This is a genomic window from Streptomyces sp. Y309 (assembly GCF_056712025.1).
The window spans coordinates 8,245,405-8,270,463 of record NZ_CM160048.1; the positions used below are offsets into that span (position 1 = coordinate 8,245,405).

The following is a 25,059-nucleotide window of genomic DNA, read 5'->3' on the forward strand; positions in this document are numbered from 1 at the left end:
ATCAGTGGGAAGTCCTGAGGCGTTGCACCACCTCGGGTGCGGTGTAGGTGATCAGCCCCTCGGCGAGTTGCTTTTCCAGAGCCGCTGCCGAGTGCTCGAAGTAGTCGGCGCGCACGCCCGCGTCCCGCGACGCCTGTGCCATATTGCGCACACTGGCCAGCACCACATCGAGACCCTGGGCAAGCACTGGCTTCGCGTCCGAGTCCACGTCGGCGGCGAACGCGGGCATCACCTGGGTCATGTTCGTCAGCCAGGGCACGAGGAGCTCCGTGAAGCCGGCCGCGCTGCCTTCCTGGTGCGAGGTGGCCATGGCCACCGAGTGGAAGAAGCCGTCGAACATCACGTTCATCGCGCTGAGCAGCGCCAGGTCGTACAGTGCGGCGATGCCCGCGTCGGCGCCGAGGTACTTGGCCGCCCCCAATGCCTCCAAGGTCTCCTTGTGCGCATCGAAGTGCGCCTTCTGACCGCTGTAGAGGACGAACGCCTGGGAGGTCGCGACCGTCGACGGGATCGCCATGATCCCGCCGTCCAGGTAGGCCGCACCATGACCCACTGCCCAGGCCTCCGCCTCTCGCGCCTGGGCCGGTGTGCCATTGGTGAGGTTGACCAGAGTCCGGCCGCGCAGAGCGTCGGCGGCGGGCCGAAGGGTCGCGTCTGTGACGTCGTAGTCCAGCAGGCAGACGAGTGCCAGCGGGCTGGCGAGGACCGCTGCCTCAACCGTCGAGGCTCGCACGGCACCGCGAGCCACCAGGTCATCGGCCTTGGCGGCGCTGCGGTTCCATACGGTCGTGGAATGCCCCGAAGTGATCAGGGCGTCCGCCAGTGCCCGTCCCATCTCGCCGAGACCGATGACTGTGACTGCCGTGTCGCCCACAAGTGCTCCTGTTGGTGCTCGCGTGATCAGATGCCTTCCGTTCACCTTCGGGTCGGCACCGGCATCTCACAAGTACGCACAAAAAAGTGCGTAGTTACCTACGGGTGTGTGAGGGAGGAAGGACGCTCGGCGAAGCCCCATGCGAAGGCCCGGCGCGGGGCACCCCACGCCGGGCCTCCGCTGACCCGTCCGTCAGGGACGGGCGTCGGCGCTGGAGGAGATGAACAGGCGTCCGTCGCTCCCCTGGCCCTTCCAGGCCGCGTACAGGCGGTTGTCGAAGACCGCGAGTGCCGGGCCCATGCTCGTGCCGCCGCCGAACGTGGCCTGAGGGCCGAAGGTCCGGCCGTCCGCGCTGGCGTTGTAGAAGAGGCGCTGGTCGTCGCCCGCGCCCTTCCATGCCACGAAGAGCGCGCCGTGGAACACCGTCAGGGACGGGCCGTGGCTAGTGCCGCCGACGCCGCCCAGCGGGCCGCGCTGGTCCCACACCAGGCCGTCGGCGGTCGTCGCGTGGTGGACGCGCCCCTCACCGGCGCCCTTCCACGCGAGGTAAAGCTGTCCTCCGAACGCGGTCGCCGTGGGCGCCCTGTCGGTGCGGGCGCCGGGCACCGTCTGCTGGTCCGACCAGGCCGTGCCGTTGGCGGTGGACGCGTAGAAGACGCGCGCGTCGTCGCCGGTGCCCTTCCAGATCAGGTACAGGCGGCCGTTGAACTCGGCGAGCGCGGGACTGGTGTTGGTGCCGCCGACCAGCGGGCTCTGTTCCGTCCAGCGGGTGCCGTCCGCCGTGGAGGCGTAGAAGATGCGCTGGTCGTCGCCGGTGCCCTTCCAGACGAGGTAGAGGCGGCCGTTGAACTCGGCGAGGGCGGGAGCGGTGTTGGTGCCGCCCACCAGCGGGCGCTGGTCGGTCCACGCGCTGCCGTCGGGGCTGGAGGGGGCACTCACCTGATCCGGCGATGTGGAGGTCCGGTGGCCGTGCTCGGCGGTGGCGCCCCAGGGCCATCCTGGAGAGGCGAGTGACGCGCAAGTACCCCCGAAAAGTCAGGGGGTGGGGGCCTTCGTCCATGAGGCAGCGCCACCGTGGCGCGCCTGGCACCCGGCCTTGCGGGAACACCGGGAGGCCGTGACGACCCGGGTGCATACTGGCGAAGTGAACTGGAGCGTCGAGGCAGTGACCCGGGGGGTGCTGGGCACGGCGTCCGAGTCGTCGAACTTGGGCGACCTGGCCGATGAGATCGCGCGCCTGGTCGGGCACGTCCTGCCGCACGACGGGTTCTGCCTGATGGGCATGGATCCGGTCGCCGGTACCCCCGCCTTCGCCGCCCGGGGCCACGGCTACAGCCCGAACGCATGCCGCAAACTTGGGATCGGCCACCGCGCCGATCGCGACCTCAACCCGTTCGCGGAGCTCGTCCGTGGCCCCTGCCCGGTCTGCGTCTTCGGCACCGGCTCGCCCAAGAATGACGTCACGGCCCCCTGGCACGAGGTGCTGGCCGCCGAGGGCGTTGCCTGTGAACTACGGGTGGCGCTCACGCTGCGCGGCCGTGCCTGGGGCGGGTTCGTGCTGGTGCGTGGGCCAGGGGTGCGGCCGTTCGTCACGGAGGACGCCGACCGCGCGGCTCGCCTCGGTCCCCGATTGGCCGCCGCCGTACGGAGCTTCGTGAGCAGGACGAGCCGCCTTGGGCCCGTGCGAGGTGGACCCGGACCCGGAACGCTGATCATCGATGAGCGCAACGGGATCAGCTCCGCCACTCCGGACGGGCAGGCGTGGCTGCGGAGACTGGCCGCGGACCCCCTGCACACCGGCGGCGAGCACGCCATCACCCCGATGTGGGGGCCGCTGGTCGCCGCCCGGCGCGGGGACCGGCGCGCCACCACCTGCGTCCCCACGGCACACGGCTGGATCGTCATCACCGCACAGCCACTGGACGGCCCTCTGGACGGACTTGTGGCCGCCACCATCCAGTCGGCCCCCACCGGCCATCTGCTCACCGCCGTGTCCGCCTGGCACGGCATCACGCCCCAGGAACAACTGGTCGTCCAGCACGCCCTGGAAGGAATGCAGGTCAAACAGATCGCACGCCGACTGGATCTCTCACACCACACGGTGAACGACTACTTCCAGGCGATCTACCGCAAGGTCGGCGTGAACAGCCGGGACGAGCTCATCACGATCCTGACGCGCTGAGCCCGGCTGCGTGCCGAACACCGAACACGGCTCGTACGTGAGCCGCGGCCGTCAGGTCCTCACGCGGCGCGGGACTGGCGGCGATAGCCGCCGGGGGCCTGGCCGTACTCGCGCTTGAAGGCCTTCGCGAAGGCGTACTCGGAGCCGTAGCCGGTGCGCGCGGCGACCGTGGTCAGCGGGGCCTCGGACTCGCGCAGGAGCTTGGCGGCGTTCGTCATGCGCCAGCGGGTCAGGTAGGCCATGGGCGGTTCGCCGACGAGGGTGGTGAAGCGGCGGGCGAAGGCCGCGCGGGACAGTCCTGCCCGGTCGGCGAGCGACTCGACGGTCCACTGGGCCGACGGGGCCTCGTGAATGGCGGCCAGGGCCGGGGCGACCGCGGAGTCGCCGAGCGCGGCGGCCCAGCCCGCGGCGGCCGCGGGAGGCCGGTCGTCGAGCCAGGCGCGCAGGATGTAGAGGAGCAGCGAGTCGATGAGCGCCGGGACGATGCCGGCCGAGCCGACGCGGGGATTGTCCAGCTCCACGCGGAGGAGCTGGACCGCCGCGCTCAGCTCGGGGTGCCGGCCCTGCCCGGTGGGCAGATGGATGACCTCGGGGAGCTGGCGCACGAGCGGGTGCGGGCGGCCCTGGTCGAGGTGATAGTTGCCGCACAGCAGGCTGGTGCGGGCGCCGTCGCCGCCGAGGGTGACGGTGCCGATCGGCGTACTAGGCCGGTGCTGTCCGGGCTGTTCCTCCTCGGCCGGGGTGGAGGGATCGTCGGCGAGGATGTGGCCGCGGCCGTCGCGCAGGAAGATCACGTCGCCGGGGCTCAGGGGGATCGGCTCGGTGTCGGGTGCGTCGGGTGCGTCGGGTGCGTCTTCCAGCGGGATCAGCCAGCACGTTCCGTGCAGTACGACGTGGAATCCGGCGCCCGCGACCGGGGGGAGGCGCAGGCCCCAGGGGGCGCGGCCCTCGGTGCGGACGGACGTGGGGTGCCCCGTCCGCATCGAGGCCAGCGCCTCGGTCAGGATGTCCAACGCTCTCCCCTTCCCCGCGTGCCCAACGCCTTCTTCCCCCTCTTTCGCTCCGCGTCCCGGCCCTCCACCCTAGGCTGCCGCTCACGCGACGGTGAGGACGACCTTGCCCTGGACGCTGCCGGTCCCGACCAGCTCGTGGGCCTTGGCGGCGTCGGCGAGCGGGAACGTCTCGGCGACGTACGGACGGATGCGGCCCGCGTCGACGAGAGCGGCGATGGCCTCCAGCGAGGCGTAGTCGGGCTCGACGGAAACGCCCGCGAAGTGCCGCCCCGCCGCCTCGACCTGGGCGGCCAGCTCCTGGTTCCAGTGCTCCATGATGCTGACGAGGACACCGCCGGGCCGCAGCACCTGAAGGGAACGCGTGCCCTCGGAGGAGGAGTCGAAGACGGCGTCGACGTCGCGTACCACCTCGGTGTAGTCGGTGGTCCGGTAGTCGATGACCTCGTCGGCGCCCAGGCCGCGTACGAAGCCGTGCTTCGGCTCACTGGCCAGGGCGATCACGTGGGCGCCCCGGGCCTTCGCGATCTGGACGGCGAAGTGGCCGACGCCGCCGGCCGCGCGATGGATCAACACCCGCTGTCCCTCGGCCAGTCGGGCCGCGTCGACCAGGCCCTGCCAGGCGGTGAGCGCGGCGAGGGGGAGGGCGGCGGCGTGCACGTGGTCGAGCGTGGCGGGCTTGCGGGCCACCTGCCGCGAGGGAACGGCGACGTAGTCGGCGTATCCGGTGGCGGCGCGGGGGAAGAACGGCATGCCGTAGACCTCGTCACCCGGCTTGAACCGGGCCCCGGGACCGGCCTCCTCGACGACGCCGGAGATGTCCCAGCCGACACCGAACGGCGGCTCGCCCAGCAACGGGTACGCACCCGAACGCACGGCCACGTCCACCGGGTTGACCCCGCTCGCGTGGACGCGGACGAGTACTTCGCCGCCGAGCGGGCTGGGGCGCTCGGCCTCGACGGTCTCGAGGACCTCGGGCCCGCCGAAGGACTTTTGGATGACAGCACGCATGGGAGGAGTTCCTCTCGGTTCGTCCGGCCCCTCGTTCGGCCGGTCGTTGATGCCTCAACCCTAGGAAGATCGAACGAGCCGATGAATATCCTTCTGTCTCCAGAAGATGTCTCAGCGTCTTACGGGTCGAGGGCCTGGCTGCGACTGCGACTGCGACTGCGACGCGATCGATCGCCTTGCGGGCGTCCTGAAGTGGAGGGGCGCCTCTCAGTACCCGTACGGCCGGGGGCAGTTGAGCCGTCCGGAGGTGCTCTTGATTGACTTGCGGCGAGCCGAACGGGGAACGGGCGCTCGGCCCTGCCTCCGCACCGTGAGCCTGGGGGAAGAATGCCCGATCCGCAGAAGCCCGCCCTCAACCGCCGTGCGCTGCTCGGCGGTACCGCGGCAGCCGGAGTCGGTGCCATGGTGCCGGCCGGTTCCGCGGTCGCGGCCGATGCCGATGTCGATGCCGGTGCTGATGCCGGTGTCGACGGTCGGCGTGGCCCTGTTGATCAGGCGGCGATCGACGCCGTCGCCCGCCGGATCGAGCGCAATCTGATCGCGCTGCGGAGTGATCTCCACGAGCACCCGGAGGCGGCGAAGTGGGAGAAGGGGGAGGTCGCCACCTCCAGGATCGTGAGCCATCTGCTGCGCGCCGCCGGGCTCGAGGTGAGGACCCGCGTCGGCGGCCTCGGCGTCGTCGGCGTACTGAAGGGGGCCCGTCCCGGGCGAACTGTCGCCTACCGTGCCGACATGGACGCCGTACCGCCGAAGGGGATCATCCCCGCAGGCGACAGGCCCGCCCATGTCTGCGGGCACGACCTCCACACCGCCGTGGGCGTCGGCGTCGCGCAGACTCTCGCGCAGCTGAGACACCGGATCGGCGGCACTGTGGTCTTCGTCTTCCAGCCGGGTGAGGAAGCCCTGGAAGGCGCCGAGGCGATGATCGAGGACGCGGCACTGAGGGACGCGCCCGAGGAGATCCATGCCCTGCACTGCGGCCCGTTCCCGGTGGGGCAGTTCGCCGTGACGCCGGGGAGTGGCCTGCCGGGGCAGGACGGGGCCGCCATCACGGTGACCGGCCCGGACGCGCTCGCATCCGCCGAGCGGCTCGCTGCCGAGATCAAGCAACTCGCCACGGTGGCACCCCCGCAGACGCCCGCCGACCTGGAGAAGATGGTCGCGGACGTGCAGACTCCGCATGGGCCGCTGGCCAGGTTCGTCGCCGTCCGTGCGAACGCCATGAAGGACAAGGAGACCGGCCGGGTCACCATCCCCGTGTCGTACCGCTGCTGGCCCGAGGAGCACTACACCGAGGTCCGCAAGGCGATCCGGCGGCTGGCCGAGCCTTACGACGGTGTGGTGGTGGACTTCGCCAAGGAGCCGTTCCCCGCGATGGTCTGCCCGGAGGGGGACGCCCTGAACCTGAGGCGGCACCTGCGCCGCGTCCTCGGCCCGGACGCGGTGACCGTGATGCACGCCGCGTTCCCGTTCAACGGCGAGGACTTCGCGCTGTTCCTGAAGAAGATCCCCGGTACGTACACCTTCCTGGGCGTGCGGACGCCCGGGACCGTCATCACGAAGGGCTACCCGCACTACGGAGACTTCGACCCCGACGAGCGGGCCATCGGCATCGGCGTCCGCGCGATGGCGGGGTGGCTTGCCGAACGTGCCCGGGGCTGAGGCTCATTCGCTCGCGCCACTTCGCTCGCGCCACTTCGCTCGCGCCACTTCGGTCGCGCCGCCCGGGGCCATGATGGGGGTCATGACGTTGTCGACGGCATTCACGAAGTTGTTCGGTGTGCGGCATCCGATCGCGCTGGCGCCGATGGGGGGTTCGGCCGGTGGTGAACTGACGGCGGCCGTCTCGCGCGGCGGCGGGCTCGGGTTGCTGGGCGCCGCGCGCGGGGATGCGGACTGGTTGGCCCGTGAGCTGCCCATCGTGGCGCGGGGCACGGCGGGCCCCTGGGGTGTCGGCCTCTGGAGCTGGGCGATCGACATCGGCACGGTCGAGCGGATATTGGAGCACAGCCCCAGGGCGGTGATGCTGTCCTTCGGGGACCCGAGCCCCTTTGTCGAGCGCATCCGCAGGACGGGCGCGGCACTGATCATTCAGGCCACCAGCATGGAGGAGGCCAGGCAGGCGGTGGACCTGGGCGCCGACGTCATCGTCGCGCAAGGGACGGAGGGCGGCGGACACGGCGCCCGACAGGGGCGGTCCACCTTGCCGTTCGTGCCGCTGGTGGTGGACCTGGCGGCACCCGTGCCGGTGCTGGCGGCAGGCGGGATCGCCGACGGCCGCGGCGTGGCCGCCGCCCTGGCCCTGGGCGCGGCGGGGACGCTGATCGGCACCCGCTTCCAGGCCACGGCCGAGGCCTTGGTCCACCCGTCGATCGCCACCACGATCGTCGAGGGACGCGGCCAGGACACCGAGCGCAACCGCGTCCTCGACATCGCCCGCGGATCCGACTGGCCCTCGAAGTACACAGCCCGCACTCTGGGCCACCGCTACCTCGACCGATGGCGGGGCCGGGAGGCGGAACTCGCCGCGGATCCCCACGCGCAACGGGCGTACGAGGACGACGTGGCACGAGGCGAGGTCCCCCCGCTACCCGTGTGGGCCGGCGAGGCGGTCGACCTCGTCACCGACCTCCCGCCCGCGGCCGACCTCGTCGCCACCCTGGCCGCGCAGGCCGAGGAGGCACTGACCCGAGCGGGGAGGCACTGACCGACAGCCTCCGCGAGGACGGCTGACGCGCGCGGCCGGATCCGTCGCGGAGAGGTGTCAGGTGTCAGTGTCCCCGAGTAGGCCCAGCCCCAGCGTCTCGGCGAGGCCGTACTCGTCGGCGAAGAACCAGGCTTCGGCGACCTTGCCGTCGGTGAGGCGCCAGATGCCAAGTTCCAGGGTGTCCAGCGGCTTGCCCGTGGGCTCGATGCCGAAGAGCGGGCCCGTGTGCGTGCCCCGGATCGTCCAGACCGCCCAGACGCGGTCGCCCTTGGCGACGATGTCCTCGATCCGGTCGTGGCGGTCGGCGATGGACTCCGCGGTGTAGCCGCTGCCGTGGGCGAAGCCGCCGCGCGCCGCCAGGTGGGCCATGCCGTGGCGGTGCACCCGGCAGCCGGGGGCGAGGAACGCCCGGCGGCCCTCGACGGTGGCGCGTCTGAGGGCGAGGATCGTCGCGAGGTTGCGGCGCTCCTCGGGGGTGTGGACCGGTACCGGGCCACTGGCCGTCCGGCTGACGAGCGAGGACATGGGGCGCTACCTTCCGTCGGCGAAGTAGCCGGAGACGTCGATCGGTTCGTCGGACAGGCCGTACGCGCGCATCGCCTTGGCGACCCGCCCCACCATGGGGCGGACGGTGGCCGCGTCCTGCTTCTCCAGATAGCGGTTGATGACGACGTCGGCGGCGACGTCGGCGTCCGTGCCGGTGAAGGTGGGCAGCAGCTCACGGACCTCTTCGGGGTGGGTGTTGGCGTACCGCGCCGCCTTGGTGAGGGCCGTCCGGAAGGCGGTGATCTCCTTGGGGTGGGCCTTGGCGAAGGCGGAGGTCACCAGATAGCCGCCGACCGGATAGCCCTTGAGCTCGCCGGTGTCGGTGTCGAAGACGGAGCGGGCGCCGAGCTTCTGGATCATCTGGGTGCGGAAGGGCTCGCTGGTGCAGGTCGCCGCGACCTCGCCGGAGGAGAGCACGTTGGCGTGCTCGGGCGGCGACACGGGCGTGAACTTGATGGTGTCGGTGGGCAGCCCCTGCGCCTTGAGCGCCGAGCGGACGTTGAGGATGCAGACCGTGGTCGGCGCGAGGACCGCGAGCTTCTTCCCCTTGAGGTCGGCGAGTTCGCGGGCGGAGGACTTCTTGGCGACCAGGACCTGCTGATTGCCGTGCCGCGCGGTGTCGGTGATGGCGACCAGGCTGACGCCGATGCCCTTGCTGTACGCGGTCAGACCGCCGACCGAGTTCGCCCACGCCATGTTCACCTGCCCGCCGACGATCGCCTCGATGGTGCTGCCCGAACCGAGGTCCGGCTCGGCCTTCACGGCCAGGCCCGCGTCCTTGAAGTAGCCCTTCTTCAGGGCGATGTGGAGCGGGACGTTGCTGACGTTGGTGGGGTAGGTGACGCTGATCTCGGACCGGCCTGCGCTGTCCTTCGCGACCTTGGCCCCGGTGTCCCCGGAACCGCCGCACGCGGCGAGCAGGCCCAGGGCGCAGGCGGCGGCCGTGCCGGAGAGGGCGGGGGTCGAGCGGTGGTGCGGGGGCATGGTGGTCCCTTTCTGCGGTGAGTCAGCCGTTGGCCGCCGCGGGTTGGGGGTCGGCGGAGTCGGACGGGGCAGGATGGTCGGCGGCCGGAGTGCCGACCACGGCGGCCTCGCCGGACGCCGCGCGGATGTGCTGGGCGACCAGGCTCCGCTGGCGTACGAACTCCGGCAGCGACCGCGTCGTGATCTGGTCGCGCACGGCGGGCAGTTCGACGTCCATTTCGGTGAGGACGCCGCCGGGGGAGCGGCTCAGCACCAGGACCCGGTCGGCGAGGTACACGGATTCGTCGATGTCGTGGGTGACGAAGAGGATCGTCATCCTGGACTCCTGGTGGACCCGCCGGGTCAGGTCCTCGAGGCCCGCCCGGGTCTGCGCGTCGACGGAGGCGAACGGCTCGTCCATCAGCAGGACCCGCGGCCGGTACGCCAGCGCGCGGGCGATCGCCACGCGCTGCTGCATGCCGCCCGAGAGCTGCCACGGATACCGGTCGGCCTTGTCCGCGAGCCCCACCGACTCCAGGGCCAGGGCCACGCGCTCCCGGCGCTCGGCCGTGCGCAGGCCCAGCGAGCGCAGCGGGAAGTCGACGTTGCGGCCCACTCGCATCCACGGGAACAGGGACCGGCTGTAGTCCTGGAAGACGACGGCGAGCCCGTCCGGCACGCCGTCGGCCACCTGCCCGAGCACCCGTGCCGTGCCGGAGGTCGCGGGCATCAGCCCGGCGACGCACTTCAGCAGCGTGGTCTTGCCGCAGCCCGACGGGCCGACCACGGACAGCAGTTCGCCCTCCACCACTTCGAAGGACACCCCGCGCAGGGCGGTGTGCGCCGACGCCCCTTTGCCGTACTCCTTGGTCAGGTCCCTGACCTCCACTGCGCTCACGGTCGTCCTTTCCTGTCGGAGTTTCCTGTCGGACCCGGAGGGGATGGCTCGCAACGGCTCAGCCGCGTGCGGAGAGATGGCGGTGCCAGCGCAGCAGCCACTTCTCGGCCGCCACGAACAGCAGGTTGAGCAGATAGCCGACGAGGCCGAGCAGCACGATGGCCGCCCACATGTCGAGGATGTCGAAGGTGCGCTGCGCCGTGATCAGGAAGTTCCCGAGACCGCTGTCGGCCAGCAGCCACTCGGACAGGACCATCAGGATCAGCGAGAGCGACAGCGTGATCCGCAGGCCCGCGGCGATCTTGGGCAGCGCGGCCGGGACGATGATGCGGACCAGTTGGACGCGCACCGGAATGTGGAAGGCGCGGGCGGTCTCGCGCTGCACGGGCTCGACGGACCGTACGCCCTGCAGGGTGTTGAGCAGCACCGGCCAGGTGCAGCCGAACGCGATGAGCCCGACCCTCATCAGGTCGCCCGCGCCGAAGACCAGCAGGAACACCGGGACGATCGCCGGTTTCGGCAGCGAGCGCAGAAAGTCGACGGGCGGGTCGATGTATCCGGCGGCCCGCTTCCACTGCCCGGCCACCAGGCCGAGCAGCACGCCGGCGGCCCCGCCGAGCGCCCAGCCGCCGAGCGCGCGCAGCACACTGGGCCCGGCGTCCCGCAGGAAGCGATCGGTGAGCACGCCGTCAGCGAGCGGAGCGGAGAACCACAACTCCCGTACGCGTACGGCGATGTCGGCTGGGGTGGGAAAGTAGGGCGACTGTTCGGCGGCCGCGGCCCACTGCCACAGCAGGACGGCGATCAGGGCCGGGACGACGCGGATCAGCACGCCGCCGACGACGCCGAGGATCCGGCGTACGACGTGCTCGGGAAGCCGGGTCGCGGCCGAGGCCAGGACGGCCATCATGAGGCCTCCCTGGTGTCCCAGCCCGTCAGGCGCCTGGAGGCGGCGCTCGTCAGGGAGTTGAGCAGGAAGCCGAGGAGACCGGCGACGGTCACGGCCGCGAAGACCCGGTCCGCGTGGAAGCCCGCGTGGGTCGCGGCGAGGACGGTGTGCCCGATGCCGTGCTGCGTGCCGACGGCGATCTCGGAGGCGATGGCCACGGTCAGTCCGGTGGACAGGGCCAGGCGCAGGCCGGTGAGGATCAGCGGCAGCGCGCCGGGCAGGACCACGCGCCACCAGGTGGCGAGCGTGCCGACGCGGAAGCTGCGGGCGGTCTCCACGGCCACGCGGTCTGCTCCCCGCACTCCGTACATGGTGTTGAAGAGCAGCGGCCACGTGGTGACGAAGGCGACGAGCGTCGCCTCCATGCGCATGCCCTGGCCGAGGACCAGCACGAGCAGCGGGATGATGGCGATCCCCGGCACCGAGCGCAGCGACTCCACGATGGGCGTCAACGCCTTGGTGAGCAGGGCGTACGAGCCGAGCAGCAGCCCCGCGGGCACGGCCACCGCGCAGGCCAGACCGACACCGGTGAGCACGGCGCGCAGGGTGTGCGCCACCTCGCCGAGGAACTCCGGATCGGCGAGCATGCGCGCGGCCTCCGGCAGGATCACACTGGACGGCGGCAGGAGTTGACGGTCGATCAGGCCGAGTCGTGCGAAGCCCTCGAAGCCCAGGGCGAGGACGGCGGCACCGACGAGTCCGCGCCCGAAGGGGGCCAGGCGCTGCCGGGCAGCGGAAGCGCGGTGGGCAGGGGCATCCCCGTCCGGCCGGTGCGCGGCGGAGGCCTCCTCGCCCCCGCTCGCCGACCGTGTGCCACCGGTCTCACCTTTCCCGTCCGGAGGGCCGCCCCCTCCGCCACGCCGACGGGTCGCCGACACGGCCACCCCGCACACCACCCCGGCCGCGACCGACACCCACCCCCACCCGCTGAAGTCCCCCCGCACGCCCACGAGTGCGTCGACGGACCAGGCGCCGGGACCCGCCAGCGCGACGCAGCACGCGGCCGCGAGCAGCACCAGCTCGTACTCGAATCCGCCGCGCCTGCGCGAGAGGCCGCCGCGCACATGCAGCAGCAGGATGTTCACGAACGTACCGATGAGCGCGGCGGTGGCGAGCGGTGTGAGGGCGCCCAGGGCGAGGAGCACGCCGCCCGCCGTCTCCGACAGGCCCGCCGTCGCGGCCATCATGCGCGGCGGCCGGTAGCCGACGCGGGCGAAGAACGCGGCCGCGCCGTCCAGGCCTTCGGCTCCCCACCAGCCGAAGAGCTTCTCGGTGCCGTGATAGACGATGATCGCGGCGACGGCGAGGCGGAGGGCGAGCAGACCCGCGTCCACGGCGGTCGACGAGTCCATGTCAGCCCCGCCCGGCGGCGAACGCGGGCAGGACCTCGTCGATGAACAGGCGCAGGGAGCGGTCGGACGTACCGGCGTCCATGAAGCCGTAGTTGAACAGCAGACCCATGTGCCGGACACCGGCGTCCTCGTACGTACGGATCTGCTCGCGCACCGACTCCGGATCACCGACGACCATGGCGTGTTCGAGGAAGGCGTCGGGGGCCTGCGGGGACACGCCGACCACGCTCTTCATGTGCTCGGCGTCGCGCAGATTCCGTACGGCCCCGAAGCTGCGGCGCTGGCTCTCGCCCATGAGGACGAGCCGCTCACGGGTCTCGCGCTCGGCACGCTCGGCGGAGCCGGCGACGTACACCTGCTTCTGCACCATGCTCCAGTCCAGCCGCTCCTGGACCTCGCCCTCGGTCAGGGCGGTTTCGGCGCCGCGCAGCGCCTGCTCGTACACCCGCCAGCGGGCGGCGAGCCGATCGGGCTTCTCGCGGGCGGAGAACAGATACCAGCCCTTGTCCCCGGTCCACCGCGCGCCGTCGTCGCTCTGAGTGGCGCGGGCGAAGGGCGGCGCCGTGCGGTGGTACGCGGACGGCATGATGCGGGTGTGCAGGGTGCCGTGCTCGAAGGCGCTCTTCCACTCCAGGGGCGGATCGTCGGGGCGCTTGGCGAGGGCCGCCTCGAGGATGCCCAGGTTCTGCGTCAGCTGTGCGTGCCGCTCGCCCGGGTCGCGCCCCATGCCCGCGTACTCCACGGGCGAGCCGCCCGCCGCGAACCCGACGATCAGCTCGCCCCGGGTGAGGATGTCGAGCAGATTGCACTGCTGCGCGAGCCGCATCGGATTGTGCAGCGGCGGCACGGCCACCGCCAGGCAGAACTTGACGCCCTCCCGGACCCGCGGCGCGAGATGCGCCGCGTACATGAAGTTGTCGCCGTAGGTGTTGTAGCCGGAGAAGTGGTGCTCGGTGAGGACGACGCCGTCGAAGCCCGCGTCGGTGGCCTCCACCGCCTGCCGGGTCAGGGTCTCGACGATGCCCACGTCCTCGTGCGGGCCGAGGGTCTGGGCGTTGAGATAGATCGAGAAGCGCATGCGGGGCTCCTTCGGAGCGGTCGGGCCGCCTGCCGGGGCCGCTGGGCCGCTGGGCCACGGGTCCGCCGGACCTGCCGAGTGCCGAGCAGTTTTGTGAGGGTGCCCGGTGGCGGTCAATGTGGTTGTGGAGTTCGTAACGTGGGGCCGTGGCGGGCGGGCGGGGTGGGCATGGCACGGGTGACGATGCGGGCCGGGGCGCGTCCGCCACGGAGGTGCTGGGGCGTGTCCGCCACGGAGGCGAGCGACATGGCAGCGGAGGCGGAACCGCCGGTGCGGGTGGGCGAGTTGAGGATCTCCGGTCTCTCGGCGAGCGCCTCGCGCCGCCTCGCCGCTGCCGCACGGCGTCTCCAACTGCCCCGGGACGCGGTGGTGTTCGGCCCGGGGGATCCCGGTGACGCGCTGTTCGTGGTGGTACGTGGCCGGGTGCGGCTCGAACGCCGTGCCGAGGGGGCCCGGGAGTTCGCCCCGGCGCTGCTGGGTCCCGGCGACGTGTTCGGCGAGCTGACGGTGTTCGACCCCTCGCCGCGCGGTGCCACGGCCCGCGCACTGACCGGGACGGAGCTGCTGCGCATCGGCTCGGCGCGGCTGCGCGCCGTCCTCGCGGCGGAGCCGGACGCGGCCTGGCAACTGCTCGGCCTGCTGGCCCGCAGGCTGCGGGGCGCGCACGCCGCCACCGAGACGCTGCTGGCCACCGACCTGCCGACACGCCTCGCCAGGACCCTCCTGGAACTGTCGACCCGCTTCGGCGAGCGGACGGAGGCCGGTCTCCTCGTACGGCACGGGCTCACCCAGTCCCAGCTCGCCCTCCACGCGGGGGTCTCGCGCGGCAGCGTGAACCGGGTGCTCACGGGGTTCGCCGAGCGGCGGCTGGTGCGCGTGCGCAGCCGGGCGGTTCTGATCACCGATGAGGGAGAGCTGCGGAAGGAGGCCCGTCAGGGGCCGGGTGGTTCCGGTGGCGCCGTCGCCAGGTCCGCTGAGCCCGGTGACTCCGGTGGGAAACCCGCGTAGCGCCTGCGGTGGTAGAGGAGCGGCGCGGCGCCGGGCCGGTGGTCACCTTCGACGACGAGGCCGATGGCGACGGTGTGGTCGCCGCCGTCCACGGTGCGCAACAGCTCGCACGAGATGTACGCGACGATGCCCTCGGTCAGGACCGGCGTGCCGTTGCGCGCGGGGCGCCAGGCGACGCCGGTGAACTTGTCCGGGCCCTGCCGCGAGAAGCGGCGGGACAGGGCGGTGGCGTCGGCCGCGAGAACGTTCACGCAGAACGCGCCGTGGCCGAGGACGGCGGCCAGCGTGCGGGACTCCTTGCCCATGCAGACCAGCATCAGCGGCGGCTCGCACGACAGCGAGCAGACGGCGCCGGACGTCATGCCCGCGGGCGTGCCGGAGGCGCCCAGGCCGGTGACGACGCAGACACCGGTGGGGAGCGCGCCGGCGAGGGGGCGGAACAGGTCGGGGGGTACGCCGCGGCGCCCGCCGTGTGCCGCGGTCGGCGGGGGCTGGGAGGGGGCGTTCGGCACCGGGGCCTCCAGGGAGGGGCGGGAGCGGGTGGGTGCCTTCAGCGTGCGCGGCGGGCGCGGACGGCGGCCGGGGCTGTGGAACTCGCCACAGGGTGGGGGCGTGAACTGTGCGTGAGTGCACGGGAGTTCCCCGGCGGTCTCACATGAGGAGTCGCAATGGCTGCTCCAGGTACGAGGTGAACTCCCGCATCCACTGAGCTGCCCCTGGGCCGTCGATCGAGCGGTGGTCCACGGACAAGGTCGCGCGGAGCACGGGTTCGGCCCGCACCAGGCCGTCGACGACTACGGCTTCGTCCCGGGAGGCTCCCACCGCGAGGATCGCCGCCTGCGGAGGGTTGATGACGGCGGTGAACTCCTCGACCCCGTACCCGCCGAGGTTGGTCAACGTCAGGGTTCCGCCCACGAGTTCGTGCGGACGCAGCCGACCGGTGCGGGCGCGCGCGGCGAGGTCGGCGGCGGCCCCGGCGAGTGCCGTCAGCGGCAGCCGGTCGGCCGCGCGCAGCACGGGCGTGACGAGTCCGCTGTCCGTCGTCACGGCGATCGCCACGTCCACGCTCTCGTACGCGCACACGGCGTCGTCGGTCCAGACGACGTTCATCGCGGGCACCGCGCGGTGGGCCAGGGCGGCCGCCTTGACGAGGAGGTCATTGACGGAGATGTGCGGGGTGCCGCCGTCCCGGCCGGCGTACTCGTTCAGGCGGCGTCGCAGTGCGAGGAGTTCGCCGACGCGAGCGGAGCCGCGTACGTAGAAGTGGGGCGCGGAGCGTTTGCTCTCGACGAGCCGGGTGGCCATGGCGCGGCGGGCCCCGCTCGCCCCCTCCCGGTGCACGTCCGCCCTGTCGCTGTCGCCGCCGCCGTCGACGTCCGCCGTCGCCTTGTCGCGGGCGATCGCCGCGAGGACGTCGCGGCGTACGACACGGCCGCCCGGACCCGTGCCGGGAATCTCCTCGGGCGCGAGGCCGGCCTCGCGGGCGAGGCGCCGGGCGAGCGGACTGCTGAAGACCCTGCGGTCCGCAGCAGCGATGCTCCCGCCCTCGCCCTCACCCACGGCCCCCTCCGCCCCCAGCACCACGAGCAGCACCGCCTCCGTGGCGCCCGCCGCGACCTCCGGCATCCGCAGCACGCGTGCCATCTCAGGCCCTCGCCATCTCGGTCAGCTTGGCGGCGACCTCTGCCTCGCCCGCGAGCGCCGCGCGCTCCAGGGCCGCGCTGATGCTGGGGGAGGCCTCGCCGCCGGTGAGGCGCTGCACGGGATGGTCGAGCCAGTCGAAGAAGCGGCGCTGGATCTCGTCCGCGAGCCAGCCTCCGTACGACGTGCCCGCGGCACCCTGCTCGGCGATGAGCACGGCGCCGGTCTTGCGTACGCTCTCGCCGACGGTGTCCCAGTCGAAGCTCGCCCGGTCGAGCCAGCGCAGGTCGACCACCTCGGCGTCCACGGCACCGTCCAGCGATTCGACGGCACGCAGCACGCACCCCGTCATCGCGAGATAGCTGAGCACGGTCACCCCCGCGCCCACGCGCCGGACGGCGGCCCTGCCGACGGGCACGCAGTAGTCCCAGTCGTCGACGGGAGCGGGGCCCCGCGTCCCGTACAGATCGACGTGTTCGAGGACCACCACCGGGTCCTGGCAGCGCAGCGCGCTGTTCATCAGGCCGACGTAGTCGAAGGGGGTCGAGGGCGCGGCGATGCGCCAGCCGGGGGCAGTGGCGAGGATGCCCGCCGGGTCCATGGAGTGCTGGGAGCCGTAGCCCGTGCCGGCGGCGACCTTGCTGCGCAGGACCAGGGGGACGGCGGCCGTGCCGCCGAACATGTGCCGGACCTTGCCTATCTGGTTGAAGAGCTGATCCGCCGCGACCCACATGAAGTCCGCGTACATGAACTCGACGACCGGCCTGAAGCGCCCGTCGAGCGCGATGCCGCCCGCGGCGCCGCTGAAGGCGTTCTCGCAGATCGGGGTCCCGAGGACCCGGTCGGGGAATGCCTCCTTGAGGCCGCGCGTCGCGCCGTTCGTGCCCCCTTTGAGGCGGTGCACGTCCTCGCCGAGCACGACGACGGACGCGTCGTCCCGCATGCGGCGGGCCATGACGGTGGCGACCGCGTCGACGAACCGCGTCTCGGCGAGGGTGCCGGTGAACGTGTCGGCCTCGACGTATCGCGCTCCCTCGAACTCCGACAGGTCCCCGCGCACGCCCACGTCGGCGAAGGACGCGGCGGGCCACTCGGCGGGCCGTATGCGCCGCTGCCCCGCGCGGCCGCCGGGCACCGGCTCCAGGAGCGTGCCGCCGAGCTCTGCCATCAGCGCGGCGGCACGCGAGCCGCACTCCTTCACCTGCTCGGCGCTGAACAGGCCGCGCCGCTCGAGGTGCCCCGCCACCCGCGCCACCGGATCCCGCTCCCGCCACGCCCGCTCCTCCTCCTTGCTCCGGTAGCCGAACGCGCTCCCCGGAAAGGCGCCGTTCTGGTGGAAGTAGCGGTACACGTCGGCCTCGATGAGTGTCGGGCCGAGCCCGGCCCGCATGTGGTCGAGCGCCGCCCGCATCGTGCAATGCACCGCGAGCGGGTCCATGCCGTCCACCTTCCAACTGGGAATGCCGAAGCCGGGGCCGCGCGCGGACAGGCGCGGTTCGCCGGTGGCCTCCTCGACCGACGTGGACACCGCGTACCGGTTGTTCTCGACGAAGAAGCAGAGGGGCAGCCGCCAGGCCGCCGCGAGATTGAAGGTCTCCAGGGTCGAGCCGATGTTGACCGCCCCGTCTCCGAAGTACGTCACCGCCACCGCGTCCGTCCCCGCCTGCCGGTGCGCCCACGCGGAGCCCGCCGCGATCGGCACGCCGCCGCCGACGATGGCGTTGGTGCCGATCGCCCCCGCCTCGGCCCACCGCAGATGCATCGACCCGCCGCGCCCGTGGCTGAAGCCCCGGTCGAGGCCGCAGATCTCGGCGAGGGTGCGCAGCAGCAGCGTCCGTACGTCCGCGGAGACCTCCGAGCGCGGATCGATGCCCTTGGGTTCGAGGTGGCCGAGTGCCTTGGCCAGGAACTGGTGATGGCCCCGATGCGCGCCGTTCACCGTGTCCTGGCTGGTCAGCGGCAGTACGGAGCCGACGGCGCCGCCCTCCTGGCCGATGCTGGAGTGCGCCGGGCCGTGCACGAGCCCGGCCCCGGCCAGTTCGAGGACGTACTCCTCGAAGGCGCGGATGAGGAGCAGATGCCCGAGCACCGTGGTGAGCAGGGCGGGGTCGGCCGCGTCCCAGTCGGCGTCGGTCGTCGTGATCTCGGTCCAGGGTGCCGCTTGTTCCAGGCGGCGCTGAGCGGTCATGGCATTCTCCACAGTCGATTGCGGTGGGCGGGGACCTTCGATCAACGTGACGGTCGGCAACGGGGGTTGAGACCGCTGAGACCACCGAAAGAGCTTCGAGGAGTGTGCGAGATGAGCGACGGGATCCCGGGCCTTGCCCGCCTCGACCACATCGGCTTCACCGTCCCCGACCTCGACGAGGCGCGTGAGTTCCTCGTCGACGTGCTGGGGTGCGTGTATCTGTACTCGCTCGGGCCGTTCCGCGACGACGAGGGCGACTGGATGACCCGGCACCTGAACGTCCACCCGCGTGCCGTGATGCGGCGGCTGCACTTCTTCCGCTGCGGCGAGCAGGCCGTCTTCGAGGTCTTCGCGTACGAGGCCCCGGACCGCCGAGAGACGGTGCCGCGCAACAGCGATGTGGGCGGCCACCATGTGGCTCTGTACGTCGACGACCTGGACGCCGCCGTCGCGTATCTGCGCGACAGGGGAGTGCGGGTGCAGGGCGGGCCGACGGTCAGCCGGGGGCCGAGCGAGGGGCAGCGCTGGGTCTACTTCCTCGCGCCGTGGGGCATGCAGTTCGAGCTGGTGTCGTATCCGGGCGGGAAGGCCTTCTTCCGTGCGGGGGAGGAGTGAGTCCCTGCTCGACCGCGAGTTCACGGTTCACCAGTCGACAGCCACATACGTCGCCTCCAGGTAGTCGAGCAGTCCTTCGTGCCCGCCCTCCCGGCCGATGCCGCTCTGCTTGATGCCGCCGAAGGGCGCGGCCGGATCGCTCACCAGGCCCCGGTTCACGCCGACCATGCCGGATTCGAGGCGCTCCGCGAGCCGCAGGCCACGGGCGAGATCACCGGTGTACACGTACGAAACCAGTCCCATATCCGTGGAGTTGGCGCAGCTCACGGCCTCCTCCTCGGACTCGAAGGCGACGATCGGGGCGACGGGCCCGAAGAGTTCCTCGCGCAGGATCGGATCGTCCGGGCGGATGCCCGACAGGACGGTCGGCGGATAGAAACAGCCCGGGCCACTCGAACGGGCCCCGCCCGTCAGTGACGTGGCGCCGCCCCCCAACGCGGCCCGCACGAGGCGGTCCACCTTGTCGACCGCCGCCGCGTTGACCAGCGGCCCCACGTCCGTGCCCGGATCTGAGCCGGGACCCACGGTCAACGCGGACATCCGTCCGGCGAGGCGACGGCCGAACTCCTCGGCGACCGGGGCCTGGACGTAGAACCGATTGGCCGCGGTGCACGCCGCACCCGCGTTCCGCATCTTCGCGACCAGCGCGCCCTCGACGGCGGCGGCCAGGTCGGCGTCCGCGAAGACCAGGAAGGGGGCGTTGCCGCCCAGCTCCATCGAGACGTTGACGACCCGGTCGGCCGCCTCGCGCAGCAGCACCCGGCCGACCTCGGTCGAACCGGTGAAGGAGAGCTTGCGGACACGCGGATCGTGCAGCAGCGCGGAGACGACCTTCCCCGAACGGCGGGCGGGCACCACGTTGACCACGCCCGGTGGGACTCCCGCTGCTTCGAGCAGCGTGGCGACGTACAGAGCGGTGAGAGGCGTGTCACCGGCGGGTTTGAGGACCACCGTGCATCCGGCCGCGAGCGCCGGGGCGATCTTGCGGGTGACCATGGCGGCCGGGAAGTTCCACGGCGTCACAAGTACGCACACCCCGACGGGCCGGTGTCGTACGAGGATGTGGTGACTGCCGGACGGGGCGGTCGTCAAGGACCCGGTGGCGCGCACCGCCTCCTCGGCGTACCAGCGGAAGAACTCGGCGGCGTAGGTGACTTCGGCACGGGCGTCGGTCAGGGCCTTGCCGCTCTCGCGGGTGATGAGCCGGGCCAGTTCGTCTTCCTGAGCCTTCATCAAGTCGAAGGCACACAGCAGGAGTTCGGAGCGGCTGCGGGGCGGTGTCGCGGCCCAGTGCCCGGCCGCTTCGTACGCCGCGTCCACCGCCCGCAGCGCGTCGTCGACGCCTCCGTCGGCGACCTCGGCGACGACGGCGCCGGTGGCGGGGTCGTGCACGGGGAAGCGGCCACCGTCGGCTGCCGGGGCGGGGCGGCCGCCTATGTGGATGTCGGTGTGCATGGGGGCCTCCTGCGAGGGTGAAGTCAGTAGGCGTTGGCGACCACCAGATCGCCCGCCGGGAACAGCGTCAGGACCCGGGCCCCGTCCTCCGTGACCACGACCTCCTCCTCGATGCGCGCCGCGGAGAAGCCGTCGTCGGCCGGGCAGTACGTCTCCAGGGCGAAGACCATGCCGGGCTTCAGCTCCAACGGCTCGCGCGGGCTGTTGAGGCGCGAGATCACCGGCCGCTCGTGCAGGCCGAGACCGAGCCCATGCCCGAACTGCAGCCCGAACGCGGCCATTTCGTCCTCGAAACCGAACTCCGTCGCCGCCGGCCAGAGCCGCGCGATCTCATCGGTGCCGGCGCCCGGCTTCACGGCCGCGATCGCGCGGTCCATCCACTCCCGCGCACGGGCGTAGGCGTCGCGCTGCGCGGCCGTGGAGCCGCCCACCGCGAACGTGCGGTAGTAGCAGGTCCGATAGCCGTTGTAGGAGTGGATGATGTCGAAGAAGGCCTGGTCGCCGGGGCGGATGAGGCGGTCGGAGAAGTTGTGCGGATGCGGATTGCAGCGCTCGCCGCTGACCGCGTTGACGGCCTCGACCTGGTCCGAACCCGCCGCGTACAGCCGCTGGTTGACGAACGCGACGATCTCGTTCTCGCGCACGCCGGGCTTGAGCGCCTCCACCACGTCCTGGTAGACGCCGTCCACCATGGCCGCCGCCTGGGTGAGCAGCGTGATCTCGTCGGGCGACTTGATCTCGCGGGCGTCGAGCATGTGCTGCTGCGCGTCGGTGACGCGCAGCCCCTGGCGCTGCATCTCGAAGAGGAACGGCGGCTCGACGAGGTCCACCCCGACCGGCTCCCCGGCCAGGCCCGCGTCCTCCAGGAGCCCCTTGATCTCGCGTACGGCGGCGCGCATCAGCCCGGCGCCGGGGGCGATGGCGCCGCGCAGGCCCAGCATGCCGGCGTGGCAGCGGTCCGGGGCGAGCCAGGGGCTGTGCAGGCGGTGGTGGCGGGCGGCCGACCCGAAGTCCCACAGGCGGGGCTCGCCGCCGCGGGTCAGGAGGGCGTACCGCGTCATCTTGTCGCCGAGTGCACCCCCGATCCACGTCGACGTCGTATAGCGGATGTTGTAGAAGTCGAAGAGGAGGAACGACCCGCAGTCGGAGGCGTCGAGAGCCGCGCGGGCGCGGCCGAGGCGGTGGCGGCGCAGGCGGTCGAAGTCGACGCGCTGTTCGTAGTCGACGCTCATGTGGCCGGGGGCGGCGAGGGGCGCGGTCATGCGTCGGCGTCCGGGCGCGTGCCGGGGCCCGCGTCTGCTCGCACGTCGGCGCCCGCACCTGCGTCGGCGTTGGTGCCTGCGCCCGCACCCGCGTCGATGCCCGCGTCCGGCAGGCCGTCGTCGACCTCACCGTCCTCGGGCTTGAGCTCCAGGCCGGACGCGGCCGCCTGGAGATCGAGGAGCACGGCGAAGTCCTCCGCTGCCCGGCCGGAACTCACGCACGCCTGCACGAGCTGAGCGGTCGCCGACGCGAGCGGCAGCGGCACGCCGAGCTCGCGCCCCGCCGTGAGCCCCAGGTCGAAGTCCTTGCGCAGGAGCACCGGCGTGAACGTCGGCGTGTAGTCGAGCCGCACCAGCGCCGGAGTCTTGTATCTGGTGAACGCCGAGCCGACCACGCTGTCGTTGAGGAACTGAAGATAGGCGCGGCGCGAGACGCCGCCCTTCTCGGCGAGCACAGCAGTCTCGGCGAGCGCCTGGGCGAGGACGCCGAGCACCAGATTGTGCGCGACCTTCACCAGGCGCGCACTGTCGCCCTCTCCGGCATACGTCACGGAGCGACCGATCAGCCCCAGCAGCGGGGCCACTTGACGGTACGTCGCCTCGGGACCGGACACGACGAAGCCGAGGCGGCCCGCCTCGACCACCTTCGCGTTGCCGCTGACCGGCGCGGCAAGGAACGCGGTGCCGCGGTCCGCACAGGCCGCCCGCAGCGCCGCCGACGCCTCGGGGGAGACGGTGGAGCAGTCCACGACCATGCCGGGCGCCTGTCCGGGCTCGGCGAGCAGCCCGTCGTCGCCAAGCAGCACCTGGTCCAGGACGTGTTCGGTGGAGACCATGGTGAAGACCACGTCGCGGGTGCGCAGTTCGGCCGGTGAGCCGACGACCGTCGCGCCGTGCCCGGCGAGCGGGGCGGCCCGCGCGGCCGTGCGGTTCCAGACAGCCAGGTTCACGCCCGCCTCCACGAGCCGGCGCGCCATGGCGAAGCCCATGCGGCCCGTGCCGATCCAGCCCGTGGCCGGGTGCGGTGGTGCGATGGTGTCCACGGTCCCTCCTTCGTGCCCTGCCTCTGTGTCCTGGTTCTCGACGTTCTCGACGTCCTCGACCGGAGGCAGTCGATTGCGGCGAAGTTCAGCCTCGTCCCGCTCCTCCCCCTAGTCATGGAGGAGTTGAACTCTCCACAATCGATTGCATGTGTACGGACCCCGCCTTGGACTGGGGCGCCCTTCACTCTCCCTTCGGAGTTCAGGAGCGCAGATGCGCGATCGCTCTCTCACCGTCGGCGTCTTCAGCCCGTCCGTCCTGCTGCGCGTGGCGCGCGCGGCCGGATTGCTCGAACGGCACGGTCTGACCGTCACCGAAGTGCCGGTCAGCTCCTCGACCGACCAGTTCCGCGGCCTGTTCGACGGCGACCTCGACGCCGCGTTCACCAGCCCCGACAACGTCATCGCCTACCGCTTCGTCCGCGACAACCCGCTCGGCCGCACCGGCGACGCCCGCATCCTCGCGGCCCTCGACCGCGGGCTCGGCCTCGCCGTGTACGCCGGCCCCGGCATCACCGGTGCCGACCCGCTGCACGGCGCTGCGGTCGGTGTCGACGTACCCGATTCGGGGTTCGCCTTCGGCCTGTACGCCGTGCTGGAATCCCTGGGCCTGAAGGCACCCGGCATGCGGGCGCCCGGCGGCGAGGCACCCGGCGCCGGGGCGTCCGCCGTCGGGATACCGGGCATTGGGGCGTCCGCCGTCGACGGCGACTACGAGATCCGCTCCCTGGGCGCGACCCCTCGGCGCCTCACCGCGCTCCTCGACGGCCACTGCGCGGCGACCGTCCTGGGCGCGGGCAGCGAACTGCGCGCGGAGGCCGCCGGAGCGGTGCGTCTTTCCGGGATCGCCGAGGTCTGCGGGCCCTACCTCGGCACGGTGCTCACGGCCGTGGGCCCGCGGCGCGCCGAGGCCGCCCACGCGCTGTCCTCCGCTCTGGCGCAGACCTCCCGCCTCATCGTCTCGCGGGTGCTCGACCCTCTCGTCCTGCACGAGGCGCGCACGGCCCTCGACCTGCCCGCCGACCTCGCCGCCCGCTACGCCGCACGGCTCTGCGACCCCGCCGAGGGCCTGGTGCCCGACGGCGCCGCGGACCGGCCTGCCCTGGCGACCGTGCTCGGTCTGCGCCTGCGGTACCGGCCGGGCGACGGCTCCTTGGCTGGCGCCCTGGACCCGGCCCGCGGCCTGCTGGACCCGCAGGCATGCTGAGGCCCCGCCCCGTCCGCCTGCGCGACGTCGCCGACACCGCGGGCGTCCACCCGGCCACGGCCTCCCGCGCCCTCAACCCGGCCACCCGCGCCCAGGTCGGCGCCGACACCGCGCGCCGCGTGCTGCGCGTCGCCGAGGAACTCGGGTACCGCCCCAACCCGATAGCCCGCAGCCTGAAGACGGCCCGCTCCCACACCGTCGGCCTGATCGTCCCCGACCTGGCCAACCCCTACTTCCCGCCCATCGTGCGCGGCATCGAGAGCGTGCTCGAACCGGCGGGCCACCACGCCTGGATCGTCGACACCCGGGGCGACCCGGAGCGTGAACGCGCACAGATCGAGTCGCTGCGCTCGCGCCAGGTGGACGGGCTGATCGTGGCCACCGCCCTGCGCGAGCACCCCTACCTGCGCGCCCTGCACGCCGAAGGCGTCCCCATGGTCCTGGTCAACCGGTCCGTCGACGGGCTCGACGTCCCCTGCGTCACACCCGACGACACCTCCGGGATCACCCAGGCCGTCCGTCACCTCGCAGGCCTCGGCCACACCCGGCTCGCTCTGGTCGGCGGCCCCTCGCGCACGTCCACGGGCGCCGCCAGGACCCGCGCTTTCCGGCACGCGGTACGCGACGCGGGCCTCGCCGACGATCCCGGCCTGCGCACGGAGGCGGAGGAGTGGAGCGAGGAGTCGGGCGCCCAGGCCATGCGTCAACTCCTCGACGTACAGAGAGAGTTCACTGCCGTGGTCGCGGGCAACGACCTGCTGGCACTCGGCTGCTACGACGTCTTCGCCGAACGCGGCGTCGACTGCCCCGGCACCATCAGTGTCGTCGGCTTCAACGACATGCCGTTCCTGGCACGCCTTCGACCTCCGCTCACCACGGTGCGGGTCCCGCACCACGCGGTGGGTGCCGAGGCCGCCCGCATGCTCTTCGACTGCATGGCCGATCCGGCGCGCCCCGCCCGCTCGTTGCTGCTGCCGGTTTCTTTGGTGGTACGTGAGTCCACGGCGGTGGTACGTGAGTCCACCGCGCCGCCGCGCAGTTAGCGCCCGTCCGTACGACCCGGGAGGTGGCTC

Annotated in this window: 23 protein-coding genes; 7 read left to right on the forward strand and 16 right to left on the reverse strand. The window is 72.3% G+C overall.

Annotation, left to right across the window (positions count from 1 at the left end; genetic code table 11):
* Nucleotide 1: 1 nt before the first annotated feature.
* Complete coding sequence (locus AC0KTA_RS34460; protein ID WP_481052110.1) at nt 2-874, reverse strand: NAD(P)-dependent oxidoreductase; 873 nt, start codon at nt 872-874, stop codon at nt 2-4.
* Between the two features lie 192 nt (nt 875-1,066).
* Nucleotides 1,067-1,813, reverse strand: coding sequence for a glycoside hydrolase family protein (locus AC0KTA_RS34465; protein WP_481052111.1), 747 nt, complete (start codon nt 1,811-1,813; stop codon nt 1,067-1,069).
* Between the two features lie 205 nt (nt 1,814-2,018).
* On the opposite strand from AC0KTA_RS34465, the gene AC0KTA_RS34470 reads away from it, so the two are divergent.
* Nucleotides 2,019-3,056: a helix-turn-helix transcriptional regulator gene (locus AC0KTA_RS34470; RefSeq protein ID WP_481052112.1), complete on the forward strand. Its 1,038-nt coding sequence runs from the start codon at nt 2,019-2,021 to the stop codon at nt 3,054-3,056.
* 59 nt (nt 3,057-3,115) lie between these two features.
* Here AC0KTA_RS34470 and AC0KTA_RS34475 read toward each other — a convergent pair whose 3' ends face one another.
* Together AC0KTA_RS34475 and AC0KTA_RS34480 are read right to left on the reverse strand one after the other, a co-directional pair.
* Nucleotides 3,116-4,069, reverse strand: coding sequence for an AraC family transcriptional regulator (locus tag AC0KTA_RS34475; protein WP_481052113.1), 954 nt, complete (start codon nt 4,067-4,069; stop codon nt 3,116-3,118).
* Between the two features lie 81 nt (nt 4,070-4,150).
* Nucleotides 4,151-5,077, reverse strand: a complete 927-nt coding sequence (locus AC0KTA_RS34480) for an NADP-dependent oxidoreductase (RefSeq protein WP_481052114.1) — start codon at nt 5,075-5,077, stop codon at nt 4,151-4,153.
* Between the two features lie 327 nt (nt 5,078-5,404).
* On the opposite strand from AC0KTA_RS34480, the gene AC0KTA_RS34485 reads away from it, so the two are divergent.
* Nucleotides 5,405-6,739: a M20 metallopeptidase family protein gene (locus tag AC0KTA_RS34485; RefSeq protein ID WP_481052115.1), complete on the forward strand. Its 1,335-nt coding sequence runs from the start codon at nt 5,405-5,407 to the stop codon at nt 6,737-6,739.
* A gap of 82 nt (nt 6,740-6,821) precedes the next feature.
* Nucleotides 6,822-7,784: an NAD(P)H-dependent flavin oxidoreductase gene (locus tag AC0KTA_RS34490; protein ID WP_481052116.1), complete on the forward strand. Its 963-nt coding sequence runs from the start codon at nt 6,822-6,824 to the stop codon at nt 7,782-7,784.
* A gap of 57 nt (nt 7,785-7,841) precedes the next feature.
* Here AC0KTA_RS34490 and AC0KTA_RS34495 read toward each other — a convergent pair whose 3' ends face one another.
* The 6 genes from AC0KTA_RS34495 to AC0KTA_RS34520 are packed head-to-tail and all read right to left on the reverse strand — an operon-like array spanning nt 7,842 to nt 13,570.
* Nucleotides 7,842-8,309 carry an ester cyclase gene (locus tag AC0KTA_RS34495; protein ID WP_481052117.1) on the reverse strand — a complete coding sequence of 156 codons (468 nt, stop codon included), beginning with the start codon at nt 8,307-8,309 and terminating at the stop codon, nt 7,842-7,844.
* 6 nt (nt 8,310-8,315) lie between these two features.
* Entirely contained in the window at nt 8,316-9,314 is a 999-nt protein-coding gene (locus AC0KTA_RS34500) for an ABC transporter substrate-binding protein (protein ID WP_481052118.1), read from the reverse strand.
* A 22-nt stretch (nt 9,315-9,336) separates the two neighbouring features.
* Entirely contained in the window at nt 9,337-10,191 is an 855-nt protein-coding gene (locus tag AC0KTA_RS34505; RefSeq protein ID WP_481052119.1) for an ABC transporter ATP-binding protein, read from the reverse strand.
* Nucleotides 10,192-10,249: 58 nt separating this feature from the next.
* The gene (locus tag AC0KTA_RS34510) at nt 10,250-11,101 is read right to left on the reverse strand and encodes an ABC transporter permease (protein WP_481052120.1); all 852 of its coding nucleotides are present in this window, start codon (nt 11,099-11,101) and stop codon (nt 10,250-10,252) included.
* Complete coding sequence (locus AC0KTA_RS34515; RefSeq protein WP_481052121.1) at nt 11,098-12,492, reverse strand: ABC transporter permease subunit; 1,395 nt, start codon at nt 12,490-12,492, stop codon at nt 11,098-11,100. The genes AC0KTA_RS34510 and AC0KTA_RS34515 overlap by 4 nt, the downstream gene beginning before the upstream one ends.
* Nucleotide 12,493: 1 nt before the next feature.
* Nucleotides 12,494-13,570: an LLM class flavin-dependent oxidoreductase gene (locus AC0KTA_RS34520; protein ID WP_481052122.1), complete on the reverse strand. Its 1,077-nt coding sequence runs from the start codon at nt 13,568-13,570 to the stop codon at nt 12,494-12,496.
* A gap of 222 nt (nt 13,571-13,792) precedes the next feature.
* Between AC0KTA_RS34520 and AC0KTA_RS34525 the strand changes: the two genes are divergently transcribed.
* Nucleotides 13,793-14,578, forward strand: a complete 786-nt coding sequence (locus tag AC0KTA_RS34525; protein WP_481052123.1) for a Crp/Fnr family transcriptional regulator — start codon at nt 13,793-13,795, stop codon at nt 14,576-14,578.
* Here AC0KTA_RS34525 and AC0KTA_RS34530 read toward each other — a convergent pair.
* The 3 genes from AC0KTA_RS34530 to AC0KTA_RS34540 form a co-directional block, all read right to left on the reverse strand.
* Nucleotides 14,503-15,090 (reverse strand): flavin reductase family protein, encoded by a 588-nt coding sequence (locus AC0KTA_RS34530; RefSeq protein WP_481052124.1) that lies wholly within the window; start codon nt 15,088-15,090, stop codon nt 14,503-14,505. The genes AC0KTA_RS34525 and AC0KTA_RS34530 overlap by 76 nt on opposite strands.
* Nucleotides 15,091-15,229: 139 nt before the next feature.
* Nucleotides 15,230-16,222 carry a dihydrolipoamide acetyltransferase family protein gene (locus tag AC0KTA_RS34535; protein WP_481052125.1) on the reverse strand — a complete coding sequence of 331 codons (993 nt, stop codon included), beginning with the start codon at nt 16,220-16,222 and terminating at the stop codon, nt 15,230-15,232.
* A gap of 1 nt (nt 16,223) precedes the next feature.
* Nucleotides 16,224-18,407, reverse strand: a complete 2,184-nt coding sequence (locus tag AC0KTA_RS34540) for an alpha-ketoacid dehydrogenase subunit alpha/beta (protein ID WP_481052126.1) — start codon at nt 18,405-18,407, stop codon at nt 16,224-16,226.
* A 111-nt stretch (nt 18,408-18,518) separates the two neighbouring features.
* Between AC0KTA_RS34540 and AC0KTA_RS34545 the strand changes: the two genes are divergently transcribed.
* The gene (locus tag AC0KTA_RS34545) at nt 18,519-19,022 is read left to right on the forward strand and encodes a VOC family protein (protein ID WP_481052127.1); all 504 of its coding nucleotides are present in this window, start codon (nt 18,519-18,521) and stop codon (nt 19,020-19,022) included.
* Between the two features lie 27 nt (nt 19,023-19,049).
* Here the strand turns inward: AC0KTA_RS34545 and AC0KTA_RS34550 are convergent, their stop codons facing one another.
* The 3 genes from AC0KTA_RS34550 to AC0KTA_RS34560 are packed head-to-tail and all read right to left on the reverse strand — an operon-like array spanning nt 19,050 to nt 22,782.
* The gene (locus tag AC0KTA_RS34550; RefSeq protein WP_481052128.1) at nt 19,050-20,477 is read right to left on the reverse strand and encodes an NAD-dependent succinate-semialdehyde dehydrogenase; all 1,428 of its coding nucleotides are present in this window, start codon (nt 20,475-20,477) and stop codon (nt 19,050-19,052) included.
* A 23-nt stretch (nt 20,478-20,500) separates the two neighbouring features.
* Entirely contained in the window at nt 20,501-21,739 is a 1,239-nt protein-coding gene (locus AC0KTA_RS34555) for a M24 family metallopeptidase (RefSeq protein WP_481052129.1), read from the reverse strand.
* Complete coding sequence (locus AC0KTA_RS34560; RefSeq protein WP_481052130.1) at nt 21,736-22,782, reverse strand: NAD(P)-dependent oxidoreductase; 1,047 nt, start codon at nt 22,780-22,782, stop codon at nt 21,736-21,738. Before AC0KTA_RS34560 ends, AC0KTA_RS34555 begins: the two co-directional genes overlap by 4 nt.
* A gap of 211 nt (nt 22,783-22,993) precedes the next feature.
* Between AC0KTA_RS34560 and AC0KTA_RS34565 the strand changes: the two genes are divergently transcribed.
* A complete protein-coding gene (locus AC0KTA_RS34565; RefSeq protein ID WP_481052131.1) occupies nt 22,994-23,986 on the forward strand; it encodes a substrate-binding domain-containing protein in 993 nt (330 codons plus the stop codon).
* Nucleotides 23,980-25,029: a LacI family DNA-binding transcriptional regulator gene (locus AC0KTA_RS34570; protein WP_481052132.1), complete on the forward strand. Its 1,050-nt coding sequence runs from the start codon at nt 23,980-23,982 to the stop codon at nt 25,027-25,029. Before AC0KTA_RS34565 ends, AC0KTA_RS34570 begins: the two co-directional genes overlap by 7 nt.
* Nucleotides 25,030-25,059 lie beyond the last annotated feature (30 nt).

Excerpts from the sequence above, each read along its gene's own strand:
- AC0KTA_RS34545 (WP_481052127.1), top strand. The coding sequence starts at position 18,519 with ATGAGCGACGGGATCCCGGGCCTTGCCCGCCTCGACCACATCGGCTTC.
- AC0KTA_RS34555 (WP_481052129.1), bottom strand. The coding sequence starts at position 21,739 with ATGACCGCGCCCCTCGCCGCCCCCGGCCACATGAGCGTCGACTACGAA.
- AC0KTA_RS34500 (WP_481052118.1), bottom strand. The coding sequence starts at position 9,314 with ATGCCCCCGCACCACCGCTCGACCCCCGCCCTCTCCGGCACGGCCGCC.
- AC0KTA_RS34490 (WP_481052116.1), top strand. The coding sequence starts at position 6,822 with ATGACGTTGTCGACGGCATTCACGAAGTTGTTCGGTGTGCGGCATCCG.
- AC0KTA_RS34480 (WP_481052114.1), bottom strand. The coding sequence starts at position 5,077 with ATGCGTGCTGTCATCCAAAAGTCCTTCGGCGGGCCCGAGGTCCTCGAG.
- AC0KTA_RS34485 (WP_481052115.1), top strand. The coding sequence starts at position 5,405 with ATGCCCGATCCGCAGAAGCCCGCCCTCAACCGCCGTGCGCTGCTCGGC.
- AC0KTA_RS34515 (WP_481052121.1), bottom strand. The coding sequence starts at position 12,492 with ATGGACTCGTCGACCGCCGTGGACGCGGGTCTGCTCGCCCTCCGCCTC.
- AC0KTA_RS34550 (WP_481052128.1), bottom strand. The coding sequence starts at position 20,477 with ATGCACACCGACATCCACATAGGCGGCCGCCCCGCCCCGGCAGCCGAC.
- AC0KTA_RS34520 (WP_481052122.1), bottom strand. The coding sequence starts at position 13,570 with ATGCGCTTCTCGATCTATCTCAACGCCCAGACCCTCGGCCCGCACGAG.
- AC0KTA_RS34565 (WP_481052131.1), top strand. The coding sequence starts at position 22,994 with ATGCGCGATCGCTCTCTCACCGTCGGCGTCTTCAGCCCGTCCGTCCTG.
- AC0KTA_RS34570 (WP_481052132.1), top strand. The coding sequence starts at position 23,980 with ATGCTGAGGCCCCGCCCCGTCCGCCTGCGCGACGTCGCCGACACCGCG.
- AC0KTA_RS34495 (WP_481052117.1), bottom strand. The coding sequence starts at position 8,309 with ATGTCCTCGCTCGTCAGCCGGACGGCCAGTGGCCCGGTACCGGTCCAC.
- AC0KTA_RS34510 (WP_481052120.1), bottom strand. The coding sequence starts at position 11,101 with ATGATGGCCGTCCTGGCCTCGGCCGCGACCCGGCTTCCCGAGCACGTC.
- AC0KTA_RS34535 (WP_481052125.1), bottom strand. The coding sequence starts at position 16,222 with ATGGCACGCGTGCTGCGGATGCCGGAGGTCGCGGCGGGCGCCACGGAG.
- AC0KTA_RS34540 (WP_481052126.1), bottom strand. The coding sequence starts at position 18,407 with ATGACCGCTCAGCGCCGCCTGGAACAAGCGGCACCCTGGACCGAGATC.